The sequence below is a fragment of the Thalassolituus sp. ST750PaO-4 genome (assembly GCF_020320405.1).
Classification (GTDB): domain Bacteria; phylum Pseudomonadota; class Gammaproteobacteria; order Pseudomonadales; family Oceanobacteraceae; genus Venatoribacter; species Venatoribacter alkanivorans.
Map to the genome: position 1 here is coordinate 272,071 of NZ_JABVCB010000012.1, position 26,447 is coordinate 298,517.

The 26,447-nt window shown below is 52.5% G+C and carries 27 protein-coding genes and 2 pseudogenes; 15 read left to right on the plus strand and 14 right to left on the minus strand.

Annotated features, from left to right (window positions below):
• Positions 1 to 107: 107 nt before the first annotated feature.
• A complete protein-coding gene (locus HUF18_RS14360; protein WP_225692670.1) occupies positions 108 to 1,052 on the plus strand; it encodes an AEC family transporter in 945 nt (314 codons plus the stop codon).
• A gap of 64 nt (positions 1,053 to 1,116) precedes the next feature.
• Positions 1,117 to 2,046, plus strand: coding sequence for a DUF4062 domain-containing protein (locus HUF18_RS14365; RefSeq protein WP_225692671.1), 930 nt, complete (start codon positions 1,117 to 1,119; stop codon positions 2,044 to 2,046).
• 9 nt (positions 2,047 to 2,055) lie between these two features.
• Here HUF18_RS14365 and HUF18_RS14370 read toward each other — a convergent pair whose 3' ends face one another.
• On the minus strand, positions 2,056 to 2,394 hold the full coding sequence (locus HUF18_RS14370; RefSeq protein ID WP_145468606.1) for an ArsR/SmtB family transcription factor: 339 nt from the start codon (positions 2,392 to 2,394) through the stop codon (positions 2,056 to 2,058).
• A 217-nt stretch (positions 2,395 to 2,611) separates the two neighbouring features.
• On the opposite strand from HUF18_RS14370, the gene HUF18_RS14375 reads away from it, so the two are divergent.
• The 3 genes from HUF18_RS14375 (at position 2,612) to sthA (ending at position 5,429) form a co-directional block, all read left to right on the plus strand.
• Complete coding sequence (locus HUF18_RS14375; RefSeq protein ID WP_225692672.1) at positions 2,612 to 3,649, plus strand: FAD:protein FMN transferase; 1,038 nt, start codon at positions 2,612 to 2,614, stop codon at positions 3,647 to 3,649.
• A 17-nt stretch (positions 3,650 to 3,666) separates the two neighbouring features.
• Positions 3,667 to 3,900 carry a (Na+)-NQR maturation NqrM gene (nqrM, locus tag HUF18_RS14380; protein WP_225692673.1) on the plus strand — a complete coding sequence of 78 codons (234 nt, stop codon included), beginning with the start codon at positions 3,667 to 3,669 and terminating at the stop codon, positions 3,898 to 3,900.
• 137 nt (positions 3,901 to 4,037) lie between these two features.
• Positions 4,038 to 5,429, plus strand: coding sequence for a Si-specific NAD(P)(+) transhydrogenase (sthA, locus tag HUF18_RS14385; RefSeq protein ID WP_145468612.1), 1,392 nt, complete (start codon positions 4,038 to 4,040; stop codon positions 5,427 to 5,429).
• 78 nt (positions 5,430 to 5,507) lie between these two features.
• Here the strand turns inward: sthA and HUF18_RS14390 are convergent, their stop codons facing one another.
• The 3 genes from HUF18_RS14390 to tal are packed head-to-tail and all read right to left on the minus strand — an operon-like array spanning position 5,508 to position 7,746.
• Entirely contained in the window at positions 5,508 to 6,365 is an 858-nt protein-coding gene (locus tag HUF18_RS14390; RefSeq protein ID WP_225692674.1) for a DNA replication terminus site-binding protein, read from the minus strand.
• Positions 6,362 to 6,799, minus strand: a complete 438-nt coding sequence (locus tag HUF18_RS14395) for a tellurite resistance TerB family protein (RefSeq protein ID WP_145468616.1) — start codon at positions 6,797 to 6,799, stop codon at positions 6,362 to 6,364. Before HUF18_RS14395 ends, HUF18_RS14390 begins: the two co-directional genes overlap by 4 nt.
• Entirely contained in the window at positions 6,796 to 7,746 is a 951-nt protein-coding gene (gene tal, locus HUF18_RS14400; RefSeq protein ID WP_225692675.1) for a transaldolase, read from the minus strand. The genes HUF18_RS14395 and tal overlap by 4 nt, the downstream gene beginning before the upstream one ends.
• A gap of 165 nt (positions 7,747 to 7,911) precedes the next feature.
• Here tal and HUF18_RS14405 point away from each other — a divergent pair, with 165 nt between their 5' ends.
• Positions 7,912 to 8,250, plus strand: a complete 339-nt coding sequence (locus tag HUF18_RS14405) for a rhodanese-like domain-containing protein (RefSeq protein WP_225692676.1) — start codon at positions 7,912 to 7,914, stop codon at positions 8,248 to 8,250.
• 44 nt (positions 8,251 to 8,294) lie between these two features.
• Here HUF18_RS14405 and dusA read toward each other — a convergent pair whose 3' ends face one another.
• Positions 8,295 to 9,284: a tRNA dihydrouridine(20/20a) synthase DusA gene (gene dusA, locus HUF18_RS14410; RefSeq protein WP_225692677.1), complete on the minus strand. Its 990-nt coding sequence runs from the start codon at positions 9,282 to 9,284 to the stop codon at positions 8,295 to 8,297.
• Positions 9,285 to 9,511: 227 nt separating this feature from the next.
• Here dusA and HUF18_RS14415 point away from each other — a divergent pair, with 227 nt between their 5' ends.
• The gene (locus tag HUF18_RS14415; protein ID WP_225692678.1) at positions 9,512 to 10,198 is read left to right on the plus strand and encodes a hypothetical protein; all 687 of its coding nucleotides are present in this window, start codon (positions 9,512 to 9,514) and stop codon (positions 10,196 to 10,198) included.
• Here HUF18_RS14415 and HUF18_RS14420 read toward each other — a convergent pair.
• The 5 genes from HUF18_RS14420 to HUF18_RS14440 all read right to left on the minus strand — a co-directional run bounded on the left by HUF18_RS14420 (position 10,193) and on the right by HUF18_RS14440 (position 13,877).
• Positions 10,193 to 10,849 (minus strand): hypothetical protein, encoded by a 657-nt coding sequence (locus HUF18_RS14420; RefSeq protein ID WP_225692679.1) that lies wholly within the window; start codon positions 10,847 to 10,849, stop codon positions 10,193 to 10,195. The genes HUF18_RS14415 and HUF18_RS14420 overlap by 6 nt on opposite strands.
• A gap of 145 nt (positions 10,850 to 10,994) precedes the next feature.
• Positions 10,995 to 11,645 (minus strand): high frequency lysogenization protein HflD, encoded by a 651-nt coding sequence (hflD, locus tag HUF18_RS14425; protein WP_225692680.1) that lies wholly within the window; start codon positions 11,643 to 11,645, stop codon positions 10,995 to 10,997.
• Entirely contained in the window at positions 11,642 to 12,739 is a 1,098-nt protein-coding gene (gene mnmA, locus HUF18_RS14430; RefSeq protein WP_255606140.1) for a tRNA 2-thiouridine(34) synthase MnmA, read from the minus strand. Before mnmA ends, hflD begins: the two co-directional genes overlap by 4 nt.
• Before the next feature lie 2 nt (positions 12,740 to 12,741).
• Positions 12,742 to 13,191, minus strand: a complete 450-nt coding sequence (locus tag HUF18_RS14435; RefSeq protein WP_225692681.1) for an NUDIX hydrolase — start codon at positions 13,189 to 13,191, stop codon at positions 12,742 to 12,744.
• Positions 13,192 to 13,250: 59 nt separating this feature from the next.
• Entirely contained in the window at positions 13,251 to 13,877 is a 627-nt protein-coding gene (locus tag HUF18_RS14440) for a pseudouridine synthase (RefSeq protein ID WP_225692682.1), read from the minus strand.
• 264 nt (positions 13,878 to 14,141) lie between these two features.
• Here HUF18_RS14440 and HUF18_RS14445 point away from each other — a divergent pair, with 264 nt between their 5' ends.
• Positions 14,142 to 16,376, plus strand: coding sequence for an NADP-dependent isocitrate dehydrogenase (locus HUF18_RS14445; protein ID WP_225692683.1), 2,235 nt, complete (start codon positions 14,142 to 14,144; stop codon positions 16,374 to 16,376).
• Positions 16,377 to 16,457: 81 nt separating this feature from the next.
• Here HUF18_RS14445 and cspD read toward each other — a convergent pair whose 3' ends face one another.
• Positions 16,458 to 16,727 carry a cold shock domain-containing protein CspD gene (gene cspD, locus HUF18_RS14450; RefSeq protein WP_225692684.1) on the minus strand — a complete coding sequence of 90 codons (270 nt, stop codon included), beginning with the start codon at positions 16,725 to 16,727 and terminating at the stop codon, positions 16,458 to 16,460.
• Between the two features lie 225 nt (positions 16,728 to 16,952).
• Here cspD and clpS point away from each other — a divergent pair, with 225 nt between their 5' ends.
• Both clpS and clpA read left to right on the plus strand, forming a co-directional pair.
• On the plus strand, positions 16,953 to 17,333 hold the full coding sequence (gene clpS / locus HUF18_RS14455; protein ID WP_225692685.1) for an ATP-dependent Clp protease adapter ClpS: 381 nt from the start codon (positions 16,953 to 16,955) through the stop codon (positions 17,331 to 17,333).
• Positions 17,334 to 17,347: 14 nt separating this feature from the next.
• A complete protein-coding gene (gene clpA, locus HUF18_RS14460; RefSeq protein ID WP_225692686.1) occupies positions 17,348 to 19,606 on the plus strand; it encodes an ATP-dependent Clp protease ATP-binding subunit ClpA in 2,259 nt (752 codons plus the stop codon).
• Positions 19,607 to 19,634: 28 nt separating this feature from the next.
• On the opposite strand, the gene infA is transcribed toward clpA, so the two are convergent.
• The 3 genes from infA to aat form a co-directional block, all read right to left on the minus strand.
• Positions 19,635 to 19,853, minus strand: coding sequence for a translation initiation factor IF-1 (gene infA, locus HUF18_RS14465; RefSeq protein WP_028292799.1), 219 nt, complete (start codon positions 19,851 to 19,853; stop codon positions 19,635 to 19,637).
• Positions 19,854 to 19,953: 100 nt separating this feature from the next.
• Complete coding sequence (locus HUF18_RS14470) at positions 19,954 to 20,658, minus strand: arginyltransferase (RefSeq protein ID WP_225692687.1); 705 nt, start codon at positions 20,656 to 20,658, stop codon at positions 19,954 to 19,956.
• Positions 20,655 to 21,350 (minus strand): leucyl/phenylalanyl-tRNA--protein transferase, encoded by a 696-nt coding sequence (aat, locus tag HUF18_RS14475; RefSeq protein ID WP_225692688.1) that lies wholly within the window; start codon positions 21,348 to 21,350, stop codon positions 20,655 to 20,657. Before aat ends, HUF18_RS14470 begins: the two co-directional genes overlap by 4 nt.
• Before the next feature lie 148 nt (positions 21,351 to 21,498).
• Here aat and HUF18_RS19860 point away from each other — a divergent pair.
• The 5 genes and pseudogenes from HUF18_RS19860 to crcB form a co-directional block, all read left to right on the plus strand.
• A pseudogene (locus tag HUF18_RS19860) lies at positions 21,499 to 21,924 on the plus strand (DNA translocase FtsK 4TM domain-containing protein); the annotation flags it as partial.
• 561 nt (positions 21,925 to 22,485) lie between these two features.
• Positions 22,486 to 24,045: pseudogene (locus HUF18_RS19865) on the plus strand (DNA translocase FtsK); the annotation flags it as partial.
• A gap of 12 nt (positions 24,046 to 24,057) precedes the next feature.
• On the plus strand, positions 24,058 to 24,744 hold the full coding sequence (lolA, locus tag HUF18_RS14490) for an outer membrane lipoprotein chaperone LolA (protein WP_225692689.1): 687 nt from the start codon (positions 24,058 to 24,060) through the stop codon (positions 24,742 to 24,744).
• Positions 24,734 to 26,071: a replication-associated recombination protein A gene (locus HUF18_RS14495; protein ID WP_225692690.1), complete on the plus strand. Its 1,338-nt coding sequence runs from the start codon at positions 24,734 to 24,736 to the stop codon at positions 26,069 to 26,071. Before lolA ends, HUF18_RS14495 begins: the two co-directional genes overlap by 11 nt.
• Positions 26,068 to 26,442 carry a fluoride efflux transporter CrcB gene (crcB, locus tag HUF18_RS14500; RefSeq protein WP_145468647.1) on the plus strand — a complete coding sequence of 125 codons (375 nt, stop codon included), beginning with the start codon at positions 26,068 to 26,070 and terminating at the stop codon, positions 26,440 to 26,442. Before HUF18_RS14495 ends, crcB begins: the two co-directional genes overlap by 4 nt.
• Positions 26,443 to 26,447 lie beyond the last annotated feature (5 nt).

Below are 26,447 nucleotides of genomic sequence, written 5' to 3' on the forward strand. Positions count from 1 at the left end.
GGTTGTAATGCGGATTTACTTTTTTCGTGTAAAGCGTAAGGTGGCGCTCCGCTCGCTGATTGTCTGCATACGCTGCGGACATCAGACCATTATTGACGGTAACCGGAATGGATATGTACTGGCAGTCGTTGCTGTTTACGCTGGAAACAACTCTCCCTATTTTTATCCTTGTTTTGCTCGGATTACTGCTGCGGCGGCGTAGCGTGATTGATGATGCGTTCATCGCCACGTCATCAAAGCTGGTTTTCAATATTACCCTGCCGGTTCTGATGTTTATGGCTGTTGCCCGTTCGGACAGCGGCGCCGGGCAGCATTTACCCCTGATTGGTTTTGTTCTGTCGGCGGCACTGCTGGGAGCGCTGCTGTCTGCTTTGTGGGCAGGGGCGCTTATGTTGTCTGTGCCGCAACGCGGGGCTTTTATTCAGGCGTCGTTTCGCAGCAACCTCGGCATCATCGGTCTGGCGCTCTGTATTAGTGCTTATGGTGAGGAAGGCGGTGTGTTGGGTGCCTTGCTGCTGGCGGTGATTACCCCGGTGTACAATCTGCTGGCTGTATTTTTTCTTACCCGGCAGCAACAGGTTCGCTGGCTGGCTCAGTTGCGTCTTATCTTGTCGAATCCCCTGATCATCGCCATTGTCCTGGCTGTGCCATTCAGTGCGTTGCAGTGGCCTCTGCCGGAGGTTGCGTTGCGGGTCGGTAACTCTCTGGCGGCGATGACATTGCCTCTGGCATTAATCGGAGTCGGTGGGTCGCTTAGTTTTGCCGCGTTGCGACGTGGCAGTGCCGTCGTGTTGCATATCGTTACTCTTAAATTGCTGGTCGTGCCTGTTATTATTGCAGTGGCGGCATGGGTGTGTGGCTTTCGAGGCGTTGAGCTGGGTGTTATCTGTCTGATGTTTGCCAGCCCAACTGCCGCTGCGGCATTCGTGATGGCCAGAAGTATGGGGGCGGATGCGGAATTGACGGCTAATGCCATTGCATTGACAACAATTGGCTCTGTGCTGACGGTCAGTGGATTTGTCTATGTCCTCAGTCTTTTGCCGCTGGTATAGTTGACGTCAGAAAACAATTCAAATTGCTTTGCCAAATAAAAGGGAATCGCTGTCGGTGAGCTCAATGCCTGTAGATAAACGCTATCTGGTCTATCTGGCCTCAAATTCTCAGGGTCTGGATCTGGAACGTTATGAAGTACAAAGGCAGCTTGCCCGTCACGGTATGGTCAATGTCGGCTTTGCCTGTCGTGAAGATGCCGGCCCTTATGACTGGAATCTGGTGCGCTCGCAAATTGAAAGCGCAGACCTGTTTATTCTGTTGCTGGGTGACGATTACGGCCCGATGGCACCGACAGGTATCAGCTATCTGCATCGTGAATTTGTTCATGCCAAATCGCTGAATAAACCAACTCTGGCTTTTATTAAAAATACTCTGCCGGAAAAGAATCTGACTGAAGATCAGCGTCGTCTTGCCGGTTTTCATCGGATTGTGGCTCAGCAGTCACCCTACAAACTGTGGCACCTGCGCGAAGAGCTGATGTCCCATGTGCGGGCTTCTCTGTCCAGTTCCATGCTGGTGCTTGGTCCGGGCTGGGTGCCTGCCGGAGCAGGGAAGGTGGCAGAAATGCCTATCGCCGCTGAACCTGCAAAAGAGACGGCGGAGCCATTATCAGCACGTCAGCGTCTTGCCCGCAGCCGTCAGGTGGTGAATCTGCAGATTGCTGCCAAGGTCTATCAGGGAGGAAATCTGTCGCAGGAAGAGGTGTTGCTGCCGGTGCGGCTGGATCAGTTGCTGCAGGGCGTGATGCCGCTGCTGAAAAGCGGTGCCAGTGAAGATCGTTTACGCGCGCAACTGGAGGGCGTCGTGGCCGGAACGGTGAAATCACAGCTGTTAAAGCGTAACACTCAGGCGCATGCAGTGGATGATATCCGTATCAGTCGCGGGCAGTTTCAGCAAATTCTGCGGCAATGGCAGAGCTTGGGTTTTGTGGCTGTCAGTGGCGAAGGTGTGCGGGCGCTGTGGAAGGCTCTGGCGGATGTCGCCAAAGCCTGACAGGTGGTTTCAGGCGTTATTGAACTGGCCAAGCAGGGAGTTACGCTGCTCCCATTCACTTTTCATGCTGTCGCAGACGGTATTGCACACATCAAAAATGAACGGTGCCCCGATACTGAAGTAAGCCATATTGCCTTCCTGGCGACGGCGAACCAGGCCGTGGGTACGGAGAGTTGAAAGGTGCTTGGATACATTAGGTTGTGACGCACCGGTCGCCTCAACCAGCTCGCTGACGGATTTTTCTCCCCCCTGCAACTGGTGCAGGATTCGCAGGCGCATTGGGTCCGACAGCAGTCGGAAGCGCTGGGCGATCAGTTCCAGCATTTCATCAGACATTACTTCTTGCATATAGCTCTCTCCGGTATGTACGCGGATTTTAAATCAACTGCTGCACTGAGAATATAATTATGTAGTCATCCTGTGTAATGATTATTTCTATGGATATTCTGTTTTGTTATTAGTTGCCGGGCGGCTGGCTGCCGCTGAGAAAGGTATTTTCCATTCGGGTGTCATGCAAGCCACGGCAACAATAGGTATACTGCGGCCAGCCTTTATGGGAACTGTTATGCGTAATTTTGTTGTTTTGCTTTTGGTGTTTCTGGCCGGGTGTTCTCAACCAGCGGATGATGTCATCCGTATCAGTGGACCGACCATGGGGACGTCCTATCATATTCTCTGGGTCGGGCAGGACCAGAAGGCTGCAGCCGGTATTCAGGCGCAGATTGATCAGCGCCTGGCGGATATCAACCGCAGCATGTCAACTTACGACCCGGACTCCGAGTTATCTAAGCTGAATCAGGGGCGTTTGCCTGTGTCTGACGGCGGCTGGACAGTATTATCTGAAGACCTCTTTGCAGTCCTCACTGACGCTGCGGAAATTCATACGAAAAGTCGTGGGCTGTTTGATGTTACCGTTGGCCCTTTGGTGAATCTCTGGGGATTTGGCCCGACTCCGGCCACTGATGAGGTGCCTTCGGATGCTGCTATTGCTGCGGCGCTGGCGCAAACCGGGCCGGAAGCCATTGAACTGAATGCCGCAACATCAGCGGTCCGGCTGCAAAAACCCCTGTATATCGACTTGTCAGCTATTGCCAAAGGCTGGGCGGTAGACGAACTGGCGGATCTTTTGCGTACTCAGGGCATCTCACGTTTTATGGTTGAAGTGGGAGGCGAGGTGCATACCTCAGGTGTGAAGCCGGATGGTTCTCTCTGGCGTATTGCGGTAGAGCGCCCGGGCAGTATGCCCGATGTACGCGGCATAGAACTGGTGATTGAGCCTGGTGAGATGGCGGTCGCAACGTCCGGTGATTACCGCAATTATTTTGAAGAAAATGGTGTGCGCTATTCTCACACCATCAATCCTTTTACCGGTCGCCCGATTGTTCATCGTCTGGCGTCGGTAACCGTTGTCCATGAGTCTGCCGGTATGGCCGATGGATGGGCAACCGCTTTAAATGTTGCAGGCCCGGATGTCGGAATGCAACTGGCCGAGCAGGAGCAACTGGCTGTTTTTATGATTGTGCGCGCTGATGATGGCTTTTATGAACTGGCTTCCAGTCGTTTTCGTCAGCTGTTTCCACATTATCAGTCAGCTGAACACTGACTTACGAGGATCTGATTATGTTAACAATGTTGGTTGCGTTCGCCGTTATGCTGCTGATCGTTGCAGCAATGGCCATTGGTGTATTAGTTGGCCGCAAGCCGATCAGTGGTTCCTGTGGCGGCATGAGTGCTATCGGTATGGATGGCGCCTGTGATGTTTGCGGTGGCGACAAGAATAAATGCGAAAAAGAAAGCAAAGAGGCTGCTAAGCAGTCCTCTGGCGCAGATTTTTATGATGCGACTAAGCGCTAATCATGCGGAATAGGTATTTTCACCTACAATAACAGCTGTCTATGATAGCTGCGGCAGGCCTCAATATACGGCCTGTCGCACACTTTAAACCGCAGTCTATTCTGCGGAAATCCGACGGAATGATGGAGTAAACAGGCATGGCAGATTATCACTACGACGTCGTTGTTATAGGTGCAGGCCCCGCCGGGGAAGGTGCCGCAATGAACGCCGCCAAAAAAGGCAAAAAGGTGGCGGTCGTCGAGGATAAAAGCATGGTCGGCGGAAACTGTACCCACTGGGGCACAATTCCTTCAAAAGCGTTGCGTCATGCTGTTAAACAAATCATTCAGTTCAACACCAATCCGATGTTCCGGGAGATTGGCGAGCCGCGCTGGTTTTCTTTCCCGCGGGTATTAAAAAATGCTGAGCGTGTAATTGCCAAACAGGTAAAGCTGCGCACTGAATTTTACGGGCGTAACCGCATCAGCGTGTACACCGGTAACGCAAAATTTGCCGACGCCAATACCATTGATGTTTATCATGGCAGCATGAGCAATACCCGTTTGCATGCGCAGGAAATTGTTATTGCCACCGGTTCCAGCCCATGGCGTCCGGACAATATTGATTTCACCCATCCGCGTATTTACGACTCAGACACTATTCTGCAACTGGAGCACACGCCGCGCACCATTATTATTTATGGCGCCGGGGTTATTGGCTGCGAATACGCCTCTATTTTTTCCGGTCTGGGTGTGAAGGTAGACTTAATTCACCCGGGTGATCGTCTGCTGAATTTCCTGGATGATGAAATTTCAGATGCCCTCAGTTATCACCTGCGTGATAAAGGTGCATTAATCCGTCACAACGAGCAATTCGATTCGGTCGAAGGCAATGAGCGTTATGTGACGATGGTGATGGCCTCTGGCAAGAAAGTAAAAGCGGATGCCTTTCTATGGGCAGCGGGACGCAGCGGTAATACCAAGGGGTTGGGACTGGAAAATATCGGCCTGAAACCAAATGGCCGCGGTCAGATCGATGTCGATCACGAATATCGCACGGCCATTTCCAATGTCTATGCGGTAGGCGATGTGATTGGCTGGCCATCACTGGCTTCTGCAGCCTACGATCAGGGGCGTGCAGCGGCAGCCATTATTGCTTCACCGGAAGATTTCCGTTTTGTCGATTCGGTTCCAACCGGGATTTATACCATTCCGGAAATCAGCTCGGTCGGTAAAACTGAGCGTCAGCTGACGGAAGAAAAAATCCCGTACGAGGTAGGGCAGGCTTTCTTCAAAAATCTGGCCCGCGCACAAATCACCGCCGAAGGCGTTGGTATGCTGAAAATATTATTCCATCGCCAGACGCTGGAAATCCTCGGCATTCATTGCTTTGGTGATCAGGCGGCTGAAATTGTGCACATCGGTCAGGCAATTATGAGTCAGAAGGGCGAAGGGAATTCACTGAAATATTTTGTGAACACCACCTTTAACTATCCGACCATGGCAGAAGCTTACCGGGTTGCAGCACTGAATGGTCTGAACCGCCTGTAAGTGTTCAGATGCATGTTCAGAGCAATAAAAAAGCCGCTTTTGCGGCTTTTTTATTGCTCTGTTTTTATTGCCCGGGTTTTATGCCTGATAAGTATGAATGCGCAGGCTGGGCAAAAATGCTTCGGCGCTGATTTTCTGATCACCACGTTGCTGGCGGGTGCGTCCGCTTGGTGGTTCGGGTGGTATTTCATTAAACGCCGGCAGTTGTGCGTCGGAGTCGGCAATAAATAATGGCAGCGCCAGATTCATGGCTTTTCTGCTCAGGCCTGACTCAGGTTTAAATACCAGATTAGCCCGCACCACGGGTGCCAGGGTTTGTATCTGTGCCAGTTGCAGGTGAGGCGGTAACTGCGCCAGTTTATTCAGTTGCATCTGGATATGTGTTTTTTCTTCTCCCAGCTCCAGCAGTTTTTCCTGCGCCTGCTGAACACTGATTTTTTTAATGCTGCGGCCGTTGACGTACCAGCTGAAGCCGACTTTTTGCGGGCAATGTTCAAGCAGCGGAATATGACGGAAACACTGTTTTAAATGGATGCGTTTAAGGCCGGCAAAGGTCAGGGATTCACGCAGAGAATCGTGGCGCTGGCCAAGCTGGCTGTAATGTTCCAGCCAGTCATTATTGTCCAATTCCTGACGCACCTGCTGCACGGCTTTGCGGAAACGGTCTTTCTGCAGATTGATGGCCCGGATTTGTTCTGCAATTTCTGCATTGGCCATGACTAAGCCGTGGCGGCTGCGGGTTTCGCGGCCATCCTGACCATCGCGATACCACAGGTCACAGATAATATCGGTCAGAAACTGCAGCTGGCTGGTTGCTTTCTGCTCGCCGGGATTAAGCGGAATCCAGAGGGCGGGGCGGGCGTCCTGTAATTGCTGGCGCAGTGTCTGTAATGCAGCCACCAGGGCATCAAATTCGCTGGTCAGATCGCTGATCACTGAGAATCCCGAGCTTCCAGTTTGGCACGGATAAACTCGCTGTGAGGAACGTACAGCAGTTCTGCGATGCGGCGGATAATGTGCTCTTCGTATTTATCCAGCCCGTTGCTGCTGTAGGCAACCTGCCACAGCCCGGTCATCAGCCGGAACTTGGCTGCGGCATCCAGTTGCTGATTGATGACCGCAGTAAACTGAAACAGGTCGCTGGATATTTCCACCCGCTGCAGAGCATCCTGCAGCAGTTCGCTGCACTCGCTGCTGCTCAGGTTAAACAGGTTTTTCAGCACCAAAGCCAGTGCCTGTTCTTCCTCTGCATCGATGCTGTGATCAGCGCGCATGACTTCGGCCAGCAGCGCTGCACAGGCCAGATTGATGTGGTGGGGTTCCGGACGCTTTTGTTCGTCACGAAACAGGCTCAGCAGGCGTTCAATCACAGTAACTGACTCAGGCGTTGTTCAAGTAATTGCTGATCCGCGGCAAAGCGGCGGATGCCGTCGGCCAGTTTTTCGGTGGCCATGGCATCTTCATTCATCGCCCAGCGGAACTGCGCTTCGCTGACGCTGTGTTTGGCGATTTCAGAGTGGGCTTGCGCTGGGTTCAGCTGTTGCGGCAAATCGCCATTGGCACTGCTGAGCTGAGCCAGAAGCTCCGGGCTGATAGTCAGCTTGTCGCAACCGGCCAGCGCTTCCACTTCGCCGGTGTTGCGGAAGCTGGCACCCATTACCACCGTCTTGTAGCCGTGAGCTTTGTAATGGTTGTAAATCTGGCTGACGGAAATAACACCCGGATCGGCTTTGCCGCTGTAATCGGCGTCCGGCTTGCTGGCTTTGTACCAGTCGAGAATACGACCGACAAACGGAGAAATAAGTGTTGCCCCGGCTTCGGCGCAGGCTACGGCCTGGCTGAAGTTGAACAGCAGGGTCAGGTTACAGTGAATGCCTTCCTGCTCAAGGATGCGCGCGGCCTGAATACCTTCCCAGGTGGAAGCGATTTTGATCAGAATGCGTTCGCGGCCAATGCCGGCATCGGCGTACATCTGAATCAGCTTGCGTGCTTTGGCAACGGTTGCGGCGGTATCAAAGGATAAACGGGCGTCGACCTCGGTGGAGATCAGGCCGGGGATGATGTTCAGGATTTCGCAGCCAATCGCCACGGCGATTTTGTCACAGGCGTTCACAATCAGGCTGTCGCTGTTATGGATGCCTTGCGCCCACTGCAGTGAGTGACGGATGAGATCCTGGTAAGCCGGCAGTTCAGCCGCTTTCAGAATCAGTGACGGGTTGGTGGTGGCATCCTGCGGCTTGTGCTGGCGGATGGCGTCGATATCACCGGTGTCGGCAACGACAACGGTCATGGCTCTCAGGGCGTCCAGTTTGCTCATGGGGTTCCAAAACCTTATTTGCGGCAGCAGGGCCTTGCTGTGGCGGGCTATGCTGAAGTTTGATCGGATACTGAGTAGAGTGTCGCAATGAAGGTACAAGGTCAATGCGGCCCTTGCCTTTCTCTGTTAAAAAAGCATTTCAATACAAACACTTGGGGATGGATTATGAAAGTTTTCAGCAGCATTGCGTTATGGCTGATCAGTGTGGTTGCTCTGGCCGGTGAGCCGGTCTGGATTGATGTGCGCACCGCCGATGAATTCAATGCCGGACATGTTGGTGCCGCGCATCACATTCCTCACCAGCAGATGGCGGAGCAGATTGGCAAACTGAAGCTGGAAAAAGACGCCGACATCTACCTGTACTGTAAGTCCGGCCGCCGGGCTGGCATTGCCCGTGATGCGCTGCTGGAACTCGGTTACACCCAGGTCACGAATGTTGGCGGTCTGGGCGATGCGTTACGTCTGAAAGCGGAGATGGATAAGAAAGCAAAGGCGACTCAGTAAGCCGTCAAAGTCCGGCCGTTGGCAACCGAAATTGGCGCTGCGGGTTAATAACCCATCAGCGCCAGTGCCTGTTCAAGCACCTCAACCCCGGAAGTACGCTTCGGTGCCTGCTCGCTCAGATGGCGACGGTAGAGACGCGCACCAGGCTGACCATTGAACAGCCCCAGAGTATGACGGCTGATATGGTGCAGCGTTGCGCCTTTGCTCAGCTGCTGTTCGATATAAGGGTAGAGACTGCGCACGATGGTGGCTTTATCGATGGCAGCTGGGCTTTCGCTGTGTTCTGACGTCGCGGCGTAATAACGCTGGTCCACCTCGGCCAGAACCGACGGGTTATGGTAAGCCTCGCGACCAAGCATCACACCATCAACATGGGGCATCAGCTCTGCAATCTGCTCGTGGGTGGTGATGCCGCCGTTGATCAGAATCTCCAGCTGCGGAAATTCCTGTTTCAGGCGGAATACGGTGTCGTATTTCAGCGGTGGAATCTCGCGGTTTTCCTTCGGTGACAGGCCCTGCAGAATGGCTTTGCGCGCATGCACGATAAAGGTCTCACAGCCGGCATCGGCAACGGTGCCGACAAAATCACGCAGCTGTTCATAGCTGTCCTGATCATCGATGCCGATACGGTGTTTAACCGTAACATCAATACTGGTTGAGTCTTTCATGGCCTTAACACAGTCGGCCACCAGCTGCGGGTGAGCCATCAGGCAGGCGCCGATCATATTGTTCTGCACCCGGTCGCTGGGGCAGCCCACGTTCAGGTTAACTTCGTCATAGCCCCATTCTTCAGCAAAGCGTGCGCACTGGCCCAGCGCCTGCGGATTGCTGCCACCCAACTGCAGAGCGACAGGATGCTCAAGCTCGCTGTACTCAAGGAAGCGTTCGCGGTTGCCGTGAATCAGGGCGCCGGTTGTAACCATTTCGGTATAGAGCACGGCATGACGTGTCAGCTGGCGCCAGAAATAGCGGCAATGACGGTCGGACCACTCCATCATCGGTGCTGTCGAAAATTTTCTTTTAAAATCAGTCATTTACGGGTTTTTTGAGTGTGGTGTTGGCTGCAGAAGACGGATTTTAACACGTTAGGCGCTAGTTCGTATGGGATGCGTACCCTTGGGGGTGCCAAAAGTGCGCCAGCATCCGGAATGTGTAGCTCTGGCGCACCGGGCAGAAGGCCTTGGACTCGTAGCTCAATTAGCTGACGTTGCTTGTTACTATGAATATGATGTCGCTTATAGAAGCACACTAAGGAATCAGCATGAGTAAATATAAAGACATCCTCCTAAAGCCTAATTTAACACCAGTCAATGAGGTGGCTGCGCGTTATAGAAAGAGGCTGGTTTCTATATCGGTTGTCTTGTTGCTTCTTTCGACCGCCTCTAGCGGTATCAACTCTGGAAGTTCTTTTTTGGGCGTGAGGTTTGATGGTCTGGATGTGGAGGCCATAGAAACTTTCTTCTGGTTCACCACACTCTACTTTCTATTAGCTTTTTTTCTGGAAGCGATAGATGACTTTAGGGAGTGCAGTCTACGGCTAACCGGTGTGGCTATTCCTATGGTCTCAAATGGGTCATTTCTAGCCGATGTGGAGAGTCTGGCACCAGGTGTGGATGACTTTCGTCAATCGACTATTTTCTCTTGGTGGGCCGTTAGTAAAGAGCGAATGGAGAGTGCTTCGACATCGCTGCACGACCTCATGAATGCAGCGCAACCTTCAGGGGGAGAACTGAACGACCTCCGGCAGCGAGTGAATGCAGCATTGGCCAATATCGCAACAATAACTAATGGGCACGAATATTTACAGGAAAGCGTTCGGAGAATGGAGCTTGGTTTCTGGGAGTTGCAGCGAGGACGACTAATTCGGTGGATTGCTTTTGAAATGCTTTTTCCAGTGGTTTTAGCCTTGGTGTCGTTGATCTTAATGGGAGCGAAGCTGTGGTTATAAAGCCTTGGGAGGGGAGGTTTGGTTACTAGGGGGAAGGGCGGTCGATTGATCGCGCTTTGTAGATATTTGGTCGAGTTCTGTTGAAAGGTTTTCTATAGCTGTTGTCGCTAGTTTGTATATGTTTGCATATGTGAGAAGTATGTATGTGGAAACAATCGCAACAAATGCGATACTGACAAACGTGTTCGCGTTTATACCTTGTGTGGCGGAGACAATTGCTCCTGAAACGGCAGTTCTATATTCGAAAAGGTAAAGGTTTGTCTCTAAAGCTTGATGGCAAGTTTTATTGAGTGTGTCTGAAATGGTTTCAACTAGCTCATCGATTATTTCTCTATCCTCTTTAGTGTACTTTCTCTTTCCCGTCTCATCTCTGATGTTTCGCGAAGCGATTATGCCGCGCATAGTCGACTTTGCTTTGTTCGTTAAAATTACTGAAAACTCATCTTTGTGCTGAGATTTTTTGTAGGTAACAAAGATTGATAGTACAAGTATGACTGTTCCGGATTTAGCGAAAACGTCTGTTGCACCAAAAATAGTAACTCCAATGTATTGTAAAATTGCAGCCGTAATTATGATTAGTACGGACGCTGAGGGAAGCAGTAAGCCGGATATAAGGAACAATTCTTCATTAGAAAAGTCTTTTTTTATCATGAAAAGTTCCTTTTGAGTGCGCCAAGGGTGCGCCTCTAGATTTTTTTGTATTTGCTAAGGCTTTGAATTTATTGAGTTTTTATTGGTTGTCTGTTCCCTTCCATCATCGGAGCGGTGGTAAAGGTTCGGTCGATGTGTTTTCTGGTCATGGCTGGCGATCGTTATCCGCAGGGTTTTGCAGCAGGGTGGTACAGGCTTTCAGGTAGCGACTGCGGTTTATCAGCAGGTGCCAGCGTTTGCCGCCAACCTGACGCCAGAGAATGGCGCCGCGGATCCCGGCCAGCAGCAGCGCGCGTACGCGGTTGGCAGTGTGGGCATTCTGCAGGTGTGTCGGGTTGCCGGTGACGTGAATGCGGAAGCTGAGATTGCTCAGTGTCTGCTTATACAGGCCTGCCAGTGCGGCGACGGTGTTCTCGTGGCCAACTGAAAAATGATCCGCCTGGCGCGAGGCACTCTGGATACCATCGCCCAGCGCGGCCATCATCGCTGGTTTCTGACGCAGCTTGCGCTCCAGATGCAACAGGCTCAGGGCGTAGCGGGTAACGTCAGGGCTGACGCCCTGCATTGAGCGATTGAGCATGGTACCCAGGTGGTTCAGGCCAACGTTCAGACTGGCATGAGGGTTACCGTAAACATCGCTGAAATGCTGCGGCGACTGAATAAACAGGGCGCGTAACAATGGCTCCGATGAATCGGCAGGGATGTCACCGGTCCGGGCCAACTGTTCAACCAGCACCGCAGCCTGTACCACGGCAGCCAGGGCAATGGCTTGCTCTTCATTGCGGGAAAGCATCATTCGTTGTCACCGGTCTGTTCAATAACCCCGCCACCGAGGCAGGTTTCGCCAACATAAAACACCACCGACTGGCCCGGCGTAATAGCGCGCTGTGGCTGATCAAAGGTAATGCGGTACTGGTTGCCATCACGTTCGATCAGGCAGGCCTGATCATCCTGGCGGTAGCGCACTTTGGCGCTGCAGCGCAGTGGCAGCTCAGGTTCGCCGTTGACCCAGAAAACCTGTTCGGTGGTCAGCCAGTCTTTGAACAATAGTGGGTGGTTTTTACCCTGAACGGCGATCAGAACATTCCGTTCCAGATCTTTGCCGGCAACAAACCAGGGTTCATCCGGATAGCCGGCCAAACCACCGATGCCGAGTCCCTGACGCTGACCCAGGGTGTGGTACATCAACCCCTGATGGGCACCAATGTCCTCACCTTTATCGGTTTCAATGCGGCCGGGCTGGGCAGGCAGATATTGCTTAAGAAAATCGCTGAAACGGCGCTCGCCAATAAAGCAGATGCCAGTGGAATCTTTTTTGCCCGCAGTGATCAGCCCCTGTTCTTCGGCGAGACGGCGTACTTCCGGTTTTTCCAGTTCACCAACCGGAAACAGGGTCTGGCGGATTTCGGCTTCACCGACGGCATGCAGGAAGTAGCTCTGATCTTTGTTAGCGTCGAGCCCTTTAAGCAGATAAGTGTGGCCGTCTTTATCAAGGCGACGCACATAGTGTCCGGTGGCGATCAGGTCGGCACCCAGCACCTTGGCGTAATCGAGGAAAGCTTTGAACTTGATTTCACGGTTACACAGGATATCCGGATTGGGCGTACGGCCGGCTTTGTATTCGTTGAGGAAATACTCGAACACATTGTCCCAGTATTCGGCAGCAAAGTTGGCCTGATGCAGCTTAATACCCAGGGTGTCGCATACCTGCTGGGCATCGGCCAGATCTTCTTTGGCGGTGCAGTATTCGGTACCGTCGTCTTCGTCCCAGTTCTTCATGAACAGGCCTTCGACCTGATAGCCCTGCTCAAGCAGAAGGTAAGCGGAAACAGAGGAGTCGACGCCGCCGGACATGCCGACAATGACTTTGGTTTCAGAAGGCGTTTTCATGATTAAGGGTGCTCTACAATAACGTCCAGAGGGTAACGCTTCCCGGCGAGATAATCCTCAATACAGGTCAGAACCATCGGACTGCGCAGCTGTGTGCTTGCGCGCAGTTCATCAATGCTCAGCCAGCGCGGGCCAATAATGCCATCATCGAGCACAGCGCCTTCCACCGCATGCAGCGCCCGGGCGAACAGGCAGTAGCGGTGGTAGGTCACCTGATTGGCCGGGGCGGTGTAGGTGTACAGGCCAACCAGGCCCTCAGGCTCCACCAGCCAGCCGGTTTCTTCCAGGGTCTCGCGCCGTGCCGCGTCGATAACGGTTTCGCCTTCTTCTATATGTCCGGCTGGCTGATTGATTACCTGCTGGCCGAGGCTGATTTCTTCAACCATAAGGAAGCGGCCTTCGTGTTCAACGATGGTGGCAACGGTGGCATGTGGAGTCCAGCGCTCAGACATGAGACATCCTGACAAAAAAGGGGCAGGGAGTTTACCCGAAATAAGGGCGCTTGCTCAAATCAGCGCGGTTTGCGTGCCGGGTTGATTTTGCGCCTGTCACGCGGCTGTGTGGAGGGACGGGATTTGCCCGGCGGTGGTGCTGGCATGTGTATAGTTTCTTTGCGGTATTCGCCGGGCTGCAGATCCCCCAGAGACCAGGGGCCAATACTGGCGCGCACCAGGCGCAGGGTCGGGTGTCCGATATGAGCGGTCATGCGCCGCACCTGACGGTTGCGGCCTTCACGGATGCGGATCTCAAGCCAGCTGGTGATGTCGTTGGCGCGCTGGCGGATGGGCGGATGGCGGGGCCATAGTGGCGGTTCTTCAATAATGCGGGCGCCAGCGGGGCGGGTCGGCCCGTCTTTTAAGGTGATGCCGCTGCGCAAGGCCTGAAGGGCGGCATCATCCGGAATCCCCTCAACCTGAACCCAGTAGGTTTTTTCCATCTTGTGCTGCGGGTCGGCGATACGCGCCTGCAGCTGGCCGTTGTCGGTCAGAAGCAGCAGACCTTCGGAGTCGTAATCGAGACGGCCGGCCGGATAAACGCCGGGTAGGACAATATGCGCCTTGAGCGTGCAGCGCCCCTCAGAGTCACTAAACTGGGAGAGGACGTTAAAAGGCTTGTTGAGCAGTATCAGGGTGGCCATGGCTTTGTCTGGTTGGTTCTGTAAGAAAACTACTTATTCTTTCGTCTAGCTTGCATTTTTTGTAGAAAAACTACAAATTACCGCCCCGGACTCTATGAGTCGCCGGAACTAATCCCCGGCACCGATGCGGTTGACTGTCCCAGCATAAGCAGGACAGATCCCGAACCGGAGGCTTTATTGTACAGGAAATGCGGTGGCCAAAAGCTACCCGCCTGTTAAGCCTCATGCGAAACAGCAATCAGCTACCATGCGATAGGAGTAACAATGTCCACCGATACCCCAAAGATCATTTACACAGAGACCGATGAAGCGCCGGCACTGGCAACCTATTCTCTGCTTCCGATCGTTAAGGCATTTACTCAGTCTGCTGGTATTGCTGTTGAAACCCGCGACATCTCTCTTGCCGGCCGTATTCTGGCTGCTTTCCCGGAATACCTGACCGAAGAACAACGTCAGTCTGACGACCTGGCAGAGCTGGGTGCTCTGGCGAACCGTCCTGAAGCCAACATCATTAAGCTGCCAAATATCAGTGCCTCTGTGCCGCAGCTGATTGATGCCATCAAAGAATTAAAAGCCAAGGGTTTTAAAATCCCCCGTTATCTGGAAGAGCCGGAAACTGAGGAAGAAAAAGAAGCCAAGCGCCGTTACGACAAAATCAAAGGCAGTGCGGTAAACCCGGTATTGCGTGAAGGCAACTCAGACCGTCGCGCGCCAGCCTCGGTTAAACAGTACGCCCGCAATAATCCTCACAGCATGGGTGAATGGTCTGCGGATTCTAAAACCCATGTTGCCCACATGGATCATGGCGATTTCTACGGCAGTGAAAAGTCGGTAACCATGGCAGCGGCGACCGATGCCCGTATTGAATTCATCACCGCTGATGGTGAAAAAACGGTTCTTAAAGCCAAACTGCCGCTGCTGGCTGATGAAGTTATCGATGCTTCAGTGATGAGTCGTAAGGCGCTGCGTGAATTTTTTGCCCGTGAGTTTGAAGATGCGCGTCAGCAGGGTGTACTGCTGTCTGTGCACCTGAAAGCCACCATGATGAAAGTATCCGATCCGATCATCTTTGGTCATGCGGTATCTGTATTCTTCTCTGATGTGTTTGAAAAATACGCCGAAACCTTTGATGAGCTGGGCATTAATCCAAATAACGGTCTGGGTGATTTGCTGTGGAAGCTGCGCCACCTGCCAGAAGAGCAGCGCGCTGCCATCGAAGCCGATATTCAGGCGTGTTACAGCAAGCGTCCTGAGCTGGGTATGGTGAATTCCGATAAGGGTATCACCAACCTGCATGTACCAAACGATGTGATTGTTGATGCGTCTATGCCCGCGATGATCCGGGCGTCTGGTAAGTTCTGGGATAAAGAAGGTGGTCTGCAGGACACCAAAGCCATTATTCCGGATCGCTGCTATGCCGGCGTGTATCAGGAAACCATTAACTTCTGTAAGAAAAATGGTGCGTTCGATCCGCGCACAATGGGCAGCGTGCCTAATGTTGGCCTGATGGCGCAGAAGGCGGAAGAATACGGTTCACACGATAAAACCTTCGAGATTCAGGCGGATGGCCGCGTTCAGGTTGTCGACGCTGGCGGTAACGTATTGCTTGAGCATGCCGTAGAAGAAGGCGATATCTGGCGTATGTGTCAGGCCAAAGATGCACCGATTCAGGACTGGGTGAAGCTTGCAGTAACCCGTGCCCGTCTGAGTGATACGCCAGCGATTTTCTGGCTGGATAAAAACCGTGCTCATGATGCACAGCTGATTGCCAAGGTTGAGAAATATCTGGCGCAGCATGATACCTCGGGTCTGGATATCAGCATTATGACCCCGGAAGAAGCGACCCGTGTAACCCTGCAGCGCCTGAAAGAAGGCAAAGATACGATTTCCGTTACCGGTAACGTTCTGCGTGATTACCTGACGGATCTGTTCCCGATTATGGAGCTGGGCACCAGCGCCAAAATGCTCTCTATCGTGCCATTAATGGCTGGCGGTGGTCTGTTTGAAACAGGTGCCGGTGGTTCTGCACCTAAGCATGTACAGCAGTTACTGGAAGAAGATTTCCTGCGCTGGGATTCGCTGGGTGAATTTATGGCATTGTCGGCCTCTCTTGAGCATCTGGCGCATGCTACCGGCAATGATAAAGCTCACGTGCTGGCAGAAACACTGGATCTCGCAACAGGTCAGGTGCTCGACAATAACAAATCGCCATCCCGTAAAGTGGGTGATATTGATAACCGCGGCAGTCATTTTTATCTGGCGCTGTATTGGGCAAAAGCACTGGCTGAGCAGACTAAAGATGCTGACCTTCAGTCATGCTTTGCGCCGCTGGCGAAAAAACTCTCGGATAACGAAGCGGCAATTATGGCTGAGCTGTCCGCAGTGCAGGGTAGCAAAGTTGACATTGGCGGTTACTATCGTCCGGTGCCGGCTTTGGCAGAGAAGGCGATGCGTCCAAGTGCAACGTTGAATGCGGCCATTGATGGCCACTCCTGCTGATCAGTTAAGCAACATAAAAAAACCGCCGAAAGGCGGTTTTTTTATGTCCGTTTGTCTTGTCGTGTATGTAGCCTGATGAGATCAGGCTCCCTCGGGAGCAAATGAATGCTCGTCTGAGGTTTCGTTATCAGCCGAAGCTGCATCAGTCTCTAGAGCGCGGATATTAATAGCATGGGTGCCTTTATCGCTGGGCTTGGTGTCAAACTGAACGGCCTGGCCGGCTTTCAGTGTGCGGTAGCCATCCATCTGGATCGTTGAGTAATGGGCGAACAGGTCTTCATTGCTGTCATCAGCAAGAATGAAACCGTAGCCTTTTGCGTTGTTGAACCACTTTACCTTCCCTGTTTTCATTATTATGCCTCCCTTGCATGCCTTACGACTGAAATAAGCTCTGGCTTACTACCCATGGCTGAATAACACACTAACCCCACAAAAACAGAGCGTCAAGCGTCCATAAGTGGTCTTTATTTGCATTCATACTTGTTATTGTTTGGGGCGCCCGCATTTAACAAATAACACCCTGGAAGCATTGCTGTGCTAGAGGTGAGGGGGGCAGAGGGTTATCATGCCAGCAAAATGCAACGATTCTATCAGGCTATGCACCACATCTTTGATTCTCAACTAAACTTACAAGCAGAAGATCCTTACTCCAATGATCATGGCGGGGTGGTAACTGAAGCGGTAAAGCCAGCTCTGAAAAAGCCCCCTATGTATTGTGTGGTTATGATGAATGATGACTACACACCCATGGAGTTCGTAGTTGAAGTGTTGCAGCGTTTTTTCAGTAAAACGCCAGAGCAGGCAACGCAGATTATGTTAACGGTTCACACTAAAGGCAGTGCAGTTTGCGCAATACATACGAAAGACGTAGCGGAAACTAAAGCGGCTGTAGTGAATCAATATGCAAGAGATTGTCAGCATCCGTTGATGTGTGAAATTTCTCCGGCAGATGACTGAGGTTAGGAGGCAATATGCTGAACCGAGAGTTAGAGCAAACACTGAATGATGCATTTAAGGATGCTCGCTCGAAACGTCATGAGTTTATGACGGTAGAACACCTGCTTCTGGCCTTGCTGGATAATGAGGCGGCAGCGTCTGTGCTGGAGGCCTGTGGTGCAGATATCACCAAACTGCGCAAAGAGCTGCAGGAGTTTGTTGACTCCACTACGCCACTGATTCCTGAGCATGATGGTGAGCGGGAAACCCAGCCAACGCTGGGATTCCAGCGCGTACTGCAGCGGGCCGTATTTCATGTTCAGTCGTCAGGAAAGTCTGAAGTTACCGGGGCAAATGTTCTGGTTGCTATTTTCTCTGAACAGGAAAGTCAGGCTGTTTACTTCCTGAAACAACAGAATATCGCCCGTATTGATGTGGTGAATTACATCTCTCATGGAATTTCTAAAGTATCCGGCCCGGATGAGTCTTCTGACCACCTGTCCGAAGGGTCGGAAGAGGAAGCTGAGAACAGCAGTAAAAGTGCGCTGGAAGGATATGCAACCAACCTGAACCGTTTGGCGCGGGAAGGTAAGATTGATCCGCTGATTGGTCGTGATTACGAGGTCAGTCGTCTAGTGCAGACACTGGCCCGTCGGCGCAAAAATAATCCACTGTTAGTCGGCGACTCCGGTGTTGGTAAAACCGCCATTGTTGAAGGTCTGGCCAAGCGGATTGTTGATCACGATGTGCCTGAGGTTATTGAGGATGCCGTTGTTTACAGTCTGGATATGGGCGCGCTTCTTGCGGGAACAAAATATCGCGGCGATTTTGAAAAACGTTTTAAAGCCTTGCTTGCCGAACTGAAAAAGCAACCGCATGGAATTTTATTTATTGATGAAATTCATACCATCATCGGTGCCGGTGCTGCATCCGGTGGTGTTATGGATGCCAGTAATTTATTAAAACCTCTGCTGAGTTCCGGTGAGATACGCTGCATTGGCTCTACAACCTTTACCGAATTCCGCGGAATTTTTGAAAAGGACAGCGCACTGACCCGTCGCTTCCAGAAAATAGATGTAGCTCAGCCATCGGTTGAAGATACCTATAAAATTCTTAAGGGGCTGAAATCCCGTTTTGAAGAGCATCACAATATCCGCTACACCGATAAGGCGTTAAAAGCTGCGGCTGAGTTGGCGGAGCGCTATATCACAGACCGTAATCTGCCGGATAAAGCGATTGACGTAATTGATGAAGTCGGTGCGCTGCAGCATCTGTTGCCAGCGAACAAACGCAAGAAAGTAATCGGCGTGACTGAGGTTGAACAGGTCGTTGCGGCGATTGCCCGTATTCCGCCAAAAACCGTATCGGCTTCGGATAAAGAACTTCTGTTTAAACTGGAAGATAAATTATCCATGGTGGTGTTTGGTCAGGATGAGGCGATCCAGACTTTATCGACAGCGATTAAAATGTCGCGTGCCGGACTTAATTCTCCGCAAAAACCCATTGGCTCATTCCTGTTTGCCGGGCCTACCGGTGTCGGTAAAACCGAGGTGTCGCGACAGCTGGCGAATGTTATGGGGATGGAATTAATCCGCTTTGATATGTCTGAGTATATGGAGCGCCATACCGTTTCCCGTCTGATTGGTGCGCCTCCGGGTTATGTCGGTTATGACCAGGGTGGCCTGCTTACTGAGGCAATCAATAAGAATCCACACTGCGTATTGTTGTTGGACGAAATTGAGAAGGCCCACCCGGAAGTGTTCAATATTCTGCTGCAGGTGATGGATCACGGCACGCTTACGGATAACAACGGTCGCAAAACCGATTTCCGTAACGTGATTCTGATCATGACAACCAACGCCGGGGCGGAGCAGATGAGCCGCTCGAGCATTGGCTTTACCTTCCAGGATCACAGTACGGATGGTATGGAGGCGCTGAAGAAAACCTTTACGCCGGAATTCCGCAACCGGATCGACAGTATTATTCAGTTCTCGCCATTATCGCGCGATACCATCCTGCACGTTGTCGATAAGTTTTTGGCAGAACTGCAGGGGCAGCTGGACGACAAACGCGTGCTGCTGAATGTCGATGACGATGCGCGCCAGTGGCTGGCTGAGCACGGCTATGACGAACGCATGGGAGCTCGCCCAATGAGTCGTCTGGTTCAGGATAAAGTGAAAAAACCATTGGCCGAGAAAATTCTGTTTGGCGAGCTTGCTCAGGGCGGGGAAGTGGATATTGCAGTCGAGGATGGAGAGTTGGTTCTGACAGTGCCCGAGGAGGTGCCAGCCTGATTGCTGTCACCTGCCGGGCATGTTGGCATCAGCGTGCCCGGTAGGTGATACGACCTTTGCTTAAGTCGTAAGGTGTTAATTCTACTTTCACCTTGTCGCCGGTCAGAATGCGGATGTAGTTCTTACGCATTTTTCCTGAAATATGAGCAGTCACAACGTGCCCGTTCTCCAGCTTTACCCGGAACATCGTATTTGGAAGCGTGTCGATTACTTCACCTTCCATTTCAATGTGATCATCTTTTGCCATTCGTCACCTGTTTAGACCTTGCACAACGCGGGCGCATTCTGCCTTAAATTTCAACAATAAGCAAAGCGCTATCCGTTTGTTGCGTTTCGGATGGTGGGAATCAGCTGTTGAGGAGGGACCATTGGCCTGCGCGGTAAGCCTCTAATGGCACAAACTGTCGCTTATAGTTCATCTTTCTGCTGCCATTAACCAGATAGCCCAGATAGTTGAAAGACAGCCCGAGAGGTTGGCAGAGCTGGGTTAGCCTGAGAATCATCAGGGTGCCAAGGGAGCGTTGTGGCAATTCATCGCTGTAGAAGCAATAAACCGCTGACAACCCATCCTGCAAATGATCAAAAACCATGCAAGCAACCAGCTTTCCTCCCAGGCGCGCTGTCAGAAAGTCTGTTGTGCCGAAGTCGCTGACCAGAAAATCCGTGAATTGTCGGCGACTGGGTGGATACATATCACCATCGGCGTGCTGAGCATTAATGTACTGTTCAAACAGGTTGTATATTTCATCGCTGTCGCTGGGTTTTTCGATGCGCAGCTGCAGGTCGGTATTTTTATTAAGAATGCGCCGCTGACTGCGGGAGGGCTGAAAGTCTTTAACCCGCAGGCGTACGGAAATGCAGGCCGAACAGGCCGGGCAGTCAGGGCGGTATACCAGGCGGCCACTGCGGCGGAAACCGTTAAGGCTGAGCAGCGTCAGGGTTTCCTGGTCGAGTTCGGCGCGTGGGTCTACATATAAACTCCGCGACTCCTGATCTTCAAGATAACTGCAGCTGTGGGTCTCCGGTGGTTGGAATAACATGATTTTTTTCATGCCAGCCACCCTGGCAGCGTCAGTTGCAGTGGCTGCTCTGTTGCTTTCTGTAATATGCCTTCAAAAGCTTTGCGCTCAAGTTCAATAAGGCCAAATTGCCCCAGATGATCGGTTTTCATCTGACAGTCAATCAGCGTTACTCCGGCGGCAAACAATATCGGCGCTGCAGTGGCGAAAGCCAGTTTTGATGCGTTGCTGCGTCTCGAGAACATCGATTCTCCGAATACGGCTCTGCCGATGGTCAGACCATAAAAGCCGCCACATAGGTATCCGTCTGTGTCCCAGCATTCCACGCTGAACGCCCGCCCGGCACGCTGTAATCTGCCGTAGCAGTCGATGATTTCATCGCAGATCCAGGTGCCGCTTTCATAGTCACGTGGCTGTGCGCAGGCCTGAATAACGCTGTCAAAAGCCAGGTTGCAGCTGATACTGAGTTGCTCGCGGCGCAACAGTTTGCGCACCGTACGCGGCAGATGAAAACTTTCGGCGGTAATGACCGCGCGCGGGGCAGGGCTCCACCATAGCCGTGCTTCCCCCGGATCATTCCAGGGAAAGATCCCTTTACGGTAGGCGCTGTCCGCCCATAGCGGACTTACCCGGCCTCCGGCTGCGAGCAGGCCGTTGGGTTCGTTCAGGGCTTTTGACGTGGCCGGAAATACCGGCGGAAGGACTTCATCTAGCCAATCAATCATGATAAACCCGTGGTAAACTTCGCCTCTGAATAAGGGTAACGGGAAGGGTATTTTGCCAAAGGATACGTCTGAAGCAGGTTTTCAGCCAGCAACAACACCGGATTCTGCTTCTGCCGGCAGCTGGCAGCGGCGCCATGATGTTATTTTTTTGCTGCTGACGCTGGTCAGCCTGCTGCTCCTGCTCGCTCTGTTTTCGTACACCCCCTCCGATCTGGCCTGGTCCGCGGCGGGAGAGGGGGCAACTCATAATTCGGTTGGCCGTATTGGTGCTGTCATTGCCGACCTTCTTTTTCATGGCCTGGGTTACCTGGCTTTCGCTCTGCCTCTGCTGGTCATGGCCAAGCTGTGGTTGCTGTTCCGCAAAGCTCCGCGACCCGGCGGTCGCATCTGGTTGTTGCGCACACTCGGCATGGTGCTCTCTGTCAGCATGCTGTGTGCGCTGGCTGAGATGAGCATCTGGCATGGCGAGGGTTTGCCTGTTGGCTCCGGCGGTATCGTTGGCAAGGTGATTGTGGGCGGTTTTCTGCCGCTGTTCAGCTTCGTTGGCTCAGCCATTATTTTTACCGCATTACTGGCTTTGGGGCTGATGCTATTTCTTGAATTTTCCTGGCTGCAACTGTTCGACCGCCTGGGCGGATGGTTGCTGGAATTGCGTGAGCGCAGTATTGCCCGTCGCCAGAGTGCACAGCATGTCAGCTCAGATGCTGTTGCGGTAACCGGTGATTATGACGACACAGATGATTATGAGAGCTCTGCTGAGCAGGCTAAGGCGGAGCCCGTCAAAGCTCCCGCAGGTAAAAATGACAAAGCAACATCTGTAAGCACCAATAAGCCGGGTGATGAGGTCGCAGGTTTTGATCGTTTCTTCAGCCGCATGGATGCTGCTACAGCCGCTGCAGATGATGACGTCGAGCCATGGCTTGGCGACCTGGATGTTTTCAGCAGTAGCGATGATCAGGTCGCGGCCAGTAATAGCCCTGCAGCAACCGATCTGCCGCCACGCCAGGAGAAAACAACTGCGGTCGTCACGCCAGAGCCAGCGGCTGACACATCAGAAATCCCTCCATGGGAAGATACGCCAGTAAAAACCAAAGCGGCAAATGCCGAGCCTGCGGAGGCTGTAATTCCTATTGAGCCTCTGGCGCGCAAAGAGAACCGCACCAGCGAACGTGCTCAGCGTGAGTTACAGGGAACATTGTTTAAAAGCGATCAGCCGCTGCCCTCGATAGCGTTACTTGATCCTCCGCGTAACGATCAGAAAAGTGGCTTCTCGCCGGAGCGCTTGCAGGAAATGTCGAAACTGTTGGTGCAGAAACTGGCGGACTTCGGCGTAAAAATCGAAGTGACTGCTGTGGCTCCGGGGCCGGTGATTACCCGCTTTGAAATTCAGCCGGCGCCCGGCGTAAAGGCCAGTAAAATTTCGAATCTGGCCCGCGATCTGGCGCGCTCGATGGCGATGATCAGTGTGCGTGTGGTTGAAGTTATTCCCGGCAAGTCGGTCATGGGGATTGAAGTGCCCAACGAAGATCGTGCTGTGGTATCACTGTCAGAAGTCTTGTCATCAGAAGAATACGATCGCTCGAAATCGCCGCTGACGCTTGCCCTCGGACACGATATTGGCGGCAATCCGATCATTACCGATCTGGCAAAAATGCCTCACCTGCTGGTTGCCGGTACAACTGGTTCCGGTAAATCGGTTGGGGTGAACGCCATGCTGCTTAGTCTGCTGTTTAAATCGACACCGGATGAGCTGCGCCTGATTCTGGTTGACCCGAAAATGCTGGAATTGTCGGTATATGAAGGAATTCCGCACCTGCTGACGCCAGTCATTACCGATATGAAAGAAGCGGCTAACGGTCTGCGCTGGTCGGTTGCCGAAATGGAACGGCGCTATATGCTGATGGCCGCGATGGGCGTGCGTAACCTTGCCGGCTACAACAAAAAAGTCCGTGATGCTATCGAAGCCGGACAGCCGCTGACAGACCCTTTATGGCAGATTGATAAATCTTTTGAAACGACACCGCCAGCGCTGGAGCCTCTGCCTTATATCGTTATTGTGATCGACGAATTTGCCGACATGATGATGATGGTGGGTAAAAAGGTGGAAGAGCTGATTGCCCGTATCGCACAAAAAGCCCGTGCCGCTGGTATTCATATGATTCTGGCGACTCAGCGCCCGTCGGTGGATGTTATTACCGGCTTAATTAAAGCCAACGTGCCGACCCGGATTGCGTTCCAGGTGTCATCCAAAATCGATTCTCGCACCATTCTTGATCAGGGCGGAGCGGAGCAACTGCTCGGACACGGTGACATGCTGTATATGCCACCGGGAAATGCTTTGCCTGAGCGTGTGCATGGCGCCTTTGTTGACGATGATGAGGTTCACCGTGTGGTGGCCGAATGGAAGCTGCGTGGCGAACCCAATTATATTGAGGAAATCACCAGCAGCGATGAAGACGGCGGCGGGGCTTTCTCACTGGAAGGCGGTGATGAAAAAGACGATCTGTATGATCAGGCGGTCGCCTTTGTCACCGAAAGTGGCAAATGCTCTATTTCCTCTGTGCAGCGCAAACTGCGCATCGGCTATAATCGCGCCGCACGCCTTGTAGAAACAATGGAGGCGGCCGGTGTTGTATCATCGCCGGCACATAATGGCTCACGTGAAGTGCTGGCGGGTGCGCCGCCGAATTACTGAGCGGATTTTATTTTGACGTACGCTAAACAAGTGGTAACCGACGTGTTTTTATCTGAATTTTTCCGCAAATATTTGCTGATTTTTATGGGTGCTTTAACTTTCAGCCTGCCTTCCGGTGCGCAATCGTCCGGCGATGCCTTAGCGGATTTTTTACTGCGCCTGAAACAGCTGCAGAGTCTTGAATCCTCTTTTGTGCAGACCACCCGCGATACATCCGGACGCATCCTGCAACAGATGAGTGGCAGTCTGACCGTCGCCAAGCCCGGAAAAATGCGCTGGCAGACCGATGCGCCTTTTGAGCAACTGGTTGTTTCTGACGGCAAGCTGATCTGGATTTACGACATGGACCTTGAGCAGGTAACTATTCGCGACATGGATCAGCGTGTTCAGGAAACTCCGGCCTTACTGCTGAGTGGCAGCACTGCCGATGTTGAAAAAAGTTTCGTTGTTGCTAAAGAAGTGGCCAGCAACGAAATTATTTTCCAGCTGGTACCCAAAGATCCGAGCCAGCTGTTTGAATCGCTGGAATTTCATTATCAGGGCAAAAACCTTAAGCGCATGATGATTTATGATGCGGCCGGTCAGGTTACGGAAATTTCATTTTCAGCCGCCAATGTAAACACCGCCGTAGATCCTTCCGCTTTTATATTTGATGTACCTGAAGGTGTGGACGTAATCGACGGACGCCATGGCATCTGATCTTTTCGGTAACCATACGCCCGCATACGAACCGCTAGCCTCAAGGCTTCGTCCGCAGCGTCTGGAACATTATATCGGCCAGGAACATGTTATTGGTCCGGGAACACCATTGCGTAAATCACTGGATGCCGGGCAGTTGCATTCGGTGATTTTCTGGGGGCCGCCGGGCGTTGGTAAAACCACACTGGCGCGTCTGATTGCACAATACGTCGATGCGGCGTTTCTGGCCCTCAGTGCGGTTATGTCCGGGGTTAAAGAAATCCGTGAAGCCGTGCAGCGGGCGCAGCAATATCGTGCGACGGGTCGTAAAACGGTGCTGTTTATTGACGAAGTACACCGCTTTAATAAATCCCAGCAGGATGCCTTTTTACCCTATGTGGAAGACGGCACTTTTATCTTCGTTGGCGCTACAACAGAAAACCCTTCCTTTGAATTAAATAACGCCTTGCTGTCCCGTGCTCAGGTTTATGTTTTAAAAAGCCTGAGTGCGGAGCAGTTGCAGCAGATTTTGCAGCAGGGGATTGCGCAGCTTGATCCTGCGCCGCGAGCCAGTGCAGAAGCGTTGCAGATGATCGCCGATGTCGCCGATGGTGATGCGCGACGTGCTTTGAATATGCTCGAATTCGCGCTGCAGCTCAGCGGCGAAGATGAACTCAGTGTGGCGGTTGTTAAAGAATTGCTGGGTAATCAGGCGCGTCGCTTTGATAAAGGCGGCGAGGCTTTTTACGATCAGATTTCAGCACTGCATAAATCGGTGCGCGGCTCGGACCCGGATGCAGCCCTTTATTGGTTTGCACGCATGCTGGATGGCGGCTGCGATCCTTTGTATATCGCCCGCCGGGTCGTGCGTATGGCCAGCGAAGATATTGGCAATGCCGATCCGCGTGCCCTGACGCTGTGTGTGAATGCCTGGGATGTACAGGAACGGTTGGGGTCGCCGGAAGGTGAGCTGGCCATTGCGCAGGCGGTTACTTATCTGGCCTGCGCACCGAAAAGTAATGCGGTCTATAAGGCTTTTAACAAAGTGCGGGCGATGATTGCTTCGCAGCCAAGCTACGAAGTGCCTCTGCATTTACGCAATGCGCCAACCAAATTAATGAAGCAGCTCGATTACGGTGCGGAATACCGCTATGCCCATGACGAGCCGGATGCCTTTGCCGCCGGTGAAAATTATTTTCCGCCGGAACTGAAAGATACTCAGCTGTACGAGCCGGTAAACCGTGGACTGGAAAGTAAGATACGGCAGAAACTGGAGCATCTTCAGCAGCTGAATCAGCAGTCCACACAACAGCGTTACCCACTGAGTGACGCAGGAGAGGGTGAATGACGTATCTGTGGATCGGCATCGGTGGCGCGCTCGGCGCCATTTCCCGTTATCTGCTGGCAACGGCCGTTTTCCGCTGGGCCGACAAGCCCTTTCCCTATGGCACCTTAACAGTGAACCTGCTAGGCTCCTTCGCCATCGGTATGGCCTATATTTGGCTGGTAGAACACCAGTGGGGCGGTGATCATCACAAGCAACTGGCGATGATCGGCTTCCTCGGTGCCTTTACCACCTTCTCTACGTTTTCATTAGAAAGTATTGCACTGCTGCAGCAGGAGCGTTGGCTGGCGATGGCCAGCTATGTCGGCTTCAGTGTTACAGGCTGCCTGCTGGCGACTGCCGCAGGCATGTGGTTATCTAAATCCTTGGTATAAGAAAC

Excerpts from the sequence above, each read along its gene's own strand:
- HUF18_RS14495 (WP_225692690.1), top strand. The coding sequence starts at position 24,734 with ATGGCATCTGATCTTTTCGGTAACCATACGCCCGCATACGAACCGCTA.
- hflD (WP_225692680.1), bottom strand. The coding sequence starts at position 11,645 with ATGATGCTTTCCCGCAATGAAGAGCAAGCCATTGCCCTGGCTGCCGTG.
- aat (WP_225692688.1), bottom strand. The coding sequence starts at position 21,350 with ATGATTGATTGGCTAGATGAAGTCCTTCCGCCGGTATTTCCGGCCACG.
- clpS (WP_225692685.1), top strand. The coding sequence starts at position 16,953 with ATGCAACGATTCTATCAGGCTATGCACCACATCTTTGATTCTCAACTA.
- HUF18_RS14440 (WP_225692682.1), bottom strand. The coding sequence starts at position 13,877 with ATGGCCACCCTGATACTGCTCAACAAGCCTTTTAACGTCCTCTCCCAG.
- cspD (WP_225692684.1), bottom strand. The coding sequence starts at position 16,727 with ATGAAAACAGGGAAGGTAAAGTGGTTCAACAACGCAAAAGGCTACGGT.
- dusA (WP_225692677.1), bottom strand. The coding sequence starts at position 9,284 with ATGACTGATTTTAAAAGAAAATTTTCGACAGCACCGATGATGGAGTGG.
- mnmA (WP_255606140.1), bottom strand. The coding sequence starts at position 12,739 with ATGAAAACGCCTTCTGAAACCAAAGTCATTGTCGGCATGTCCGGCGGC.
- nqrM (WP_225692673.1), top strand. The coding sequence starts at position 3,667 with ATGTTAACAATGTTGGTTGCGTTCGCCGTTATGCTGCTGATCGTTGCA.
- HUF18_RS14370 (WP_145468606.1), bottom strand. The coding sequence starts at position 2,394 with ATGCAAGAAGTAATGTCTGATGAAATGCTGGAACTGATCGCCCAGCGC.
- HUF18_RS14360 (WP_225692670.1), top strand. The coding sequence starts at position 108 with ATGGATATGTACTGGCAGTCGTTGCTGTTTACGCTGGAAACAACTCTC.
- HUF18_RS14375 (WP_225692672.1), top strand. The coding sequence starts at position 2,612 with ATGCGTAATTTTGTTGTTTTGCTTTTGGTGTTTCTGGCCGGGTGTTCT.
- tal (WP_225692675.1), bottom strand. The coding sequence starts at position 7,746 with ATGAGCAAACTGGACGCCCTGAGAGCCATGACCGTTGTCGTTGCCGAC.
- HUF18_RS14405 (WP_225692676.1), top strand. The coding sequence starts at position 7,912 with ATGAAAGTTTTCAGCAGCATTGCGTTATGGCTGATCAGTGTGGTTGCT.
- sthA (WP_145468612.1), top strand. The coding sequence starts at position 4,038 with ATGGCAGATTATCACTACGACGTCGTTGTTATAGGTGCAGGCCCCGCC.
- infA (WP_028292799.1), bottom strand. The coding sequence starts at position 19,853 with ATGGCAAAAGATGATCACATTGAAATGGAAGGTGAAGTAATCGACACG.
- HUF18_RS14445 (WP_225692683.1), top strand. The coding sequence starts at position 14,142 with ATGTCCACCGATACCCCAAAGATCATTTACACAGAGACCGATGAAGCG.
- crcB (WP_145468647.1), top strand. The coding sequence starts at position 26,068 with ATGACGTATCTGTGGATCGGCATCGGTGGCGCGCTCGGCGCCATTTCC.
- HUF18_RS14415 (WP_225692678.1), top strand. The coding sequence starts at position 9,512 with ATGAGTAAATATAAAGACATCCTCCTAAAGCCTAATTTAACACCAGTC.
- HUF18_RS14420 (WP_225692679.1), bottom strand. The coding sequence starts at position 10,849 with ATGATAAAAAAAGACTTTTCTAATGAAGAATTGTTCCTTATATCCGGC.
- HUF18_RS14435 (WP_225692681.1), bottom strand. The coding sequence starts at position 13,191 with ATGTCTGAGCGCTGGACTCCACATGCCACCGTTGCCACCATCGTTGAA.
- clpA (WP_225692686.1), top strand. The coding sequence starts at position 17,348 with ATGCTGAACCGAGAGTTAGAGCAAACACTGAATGATGCATTTAAGGAT.
- HUF18_RS14365 (WP_225692671.1), top strand. The coding sequence starts at position 1,117 with ATGCCTGTAGATAAACGCTATCTGGTCTATCTGGCCTCAAATTCTCAG.
- HUF18_RS14470 (WP_225692687.1), bottom strand. The coding sequence starts at position 20,658 with ATGAAAAAAATCATGTTATTCCAACCACCGGAGACCCACAGCTGCAGT.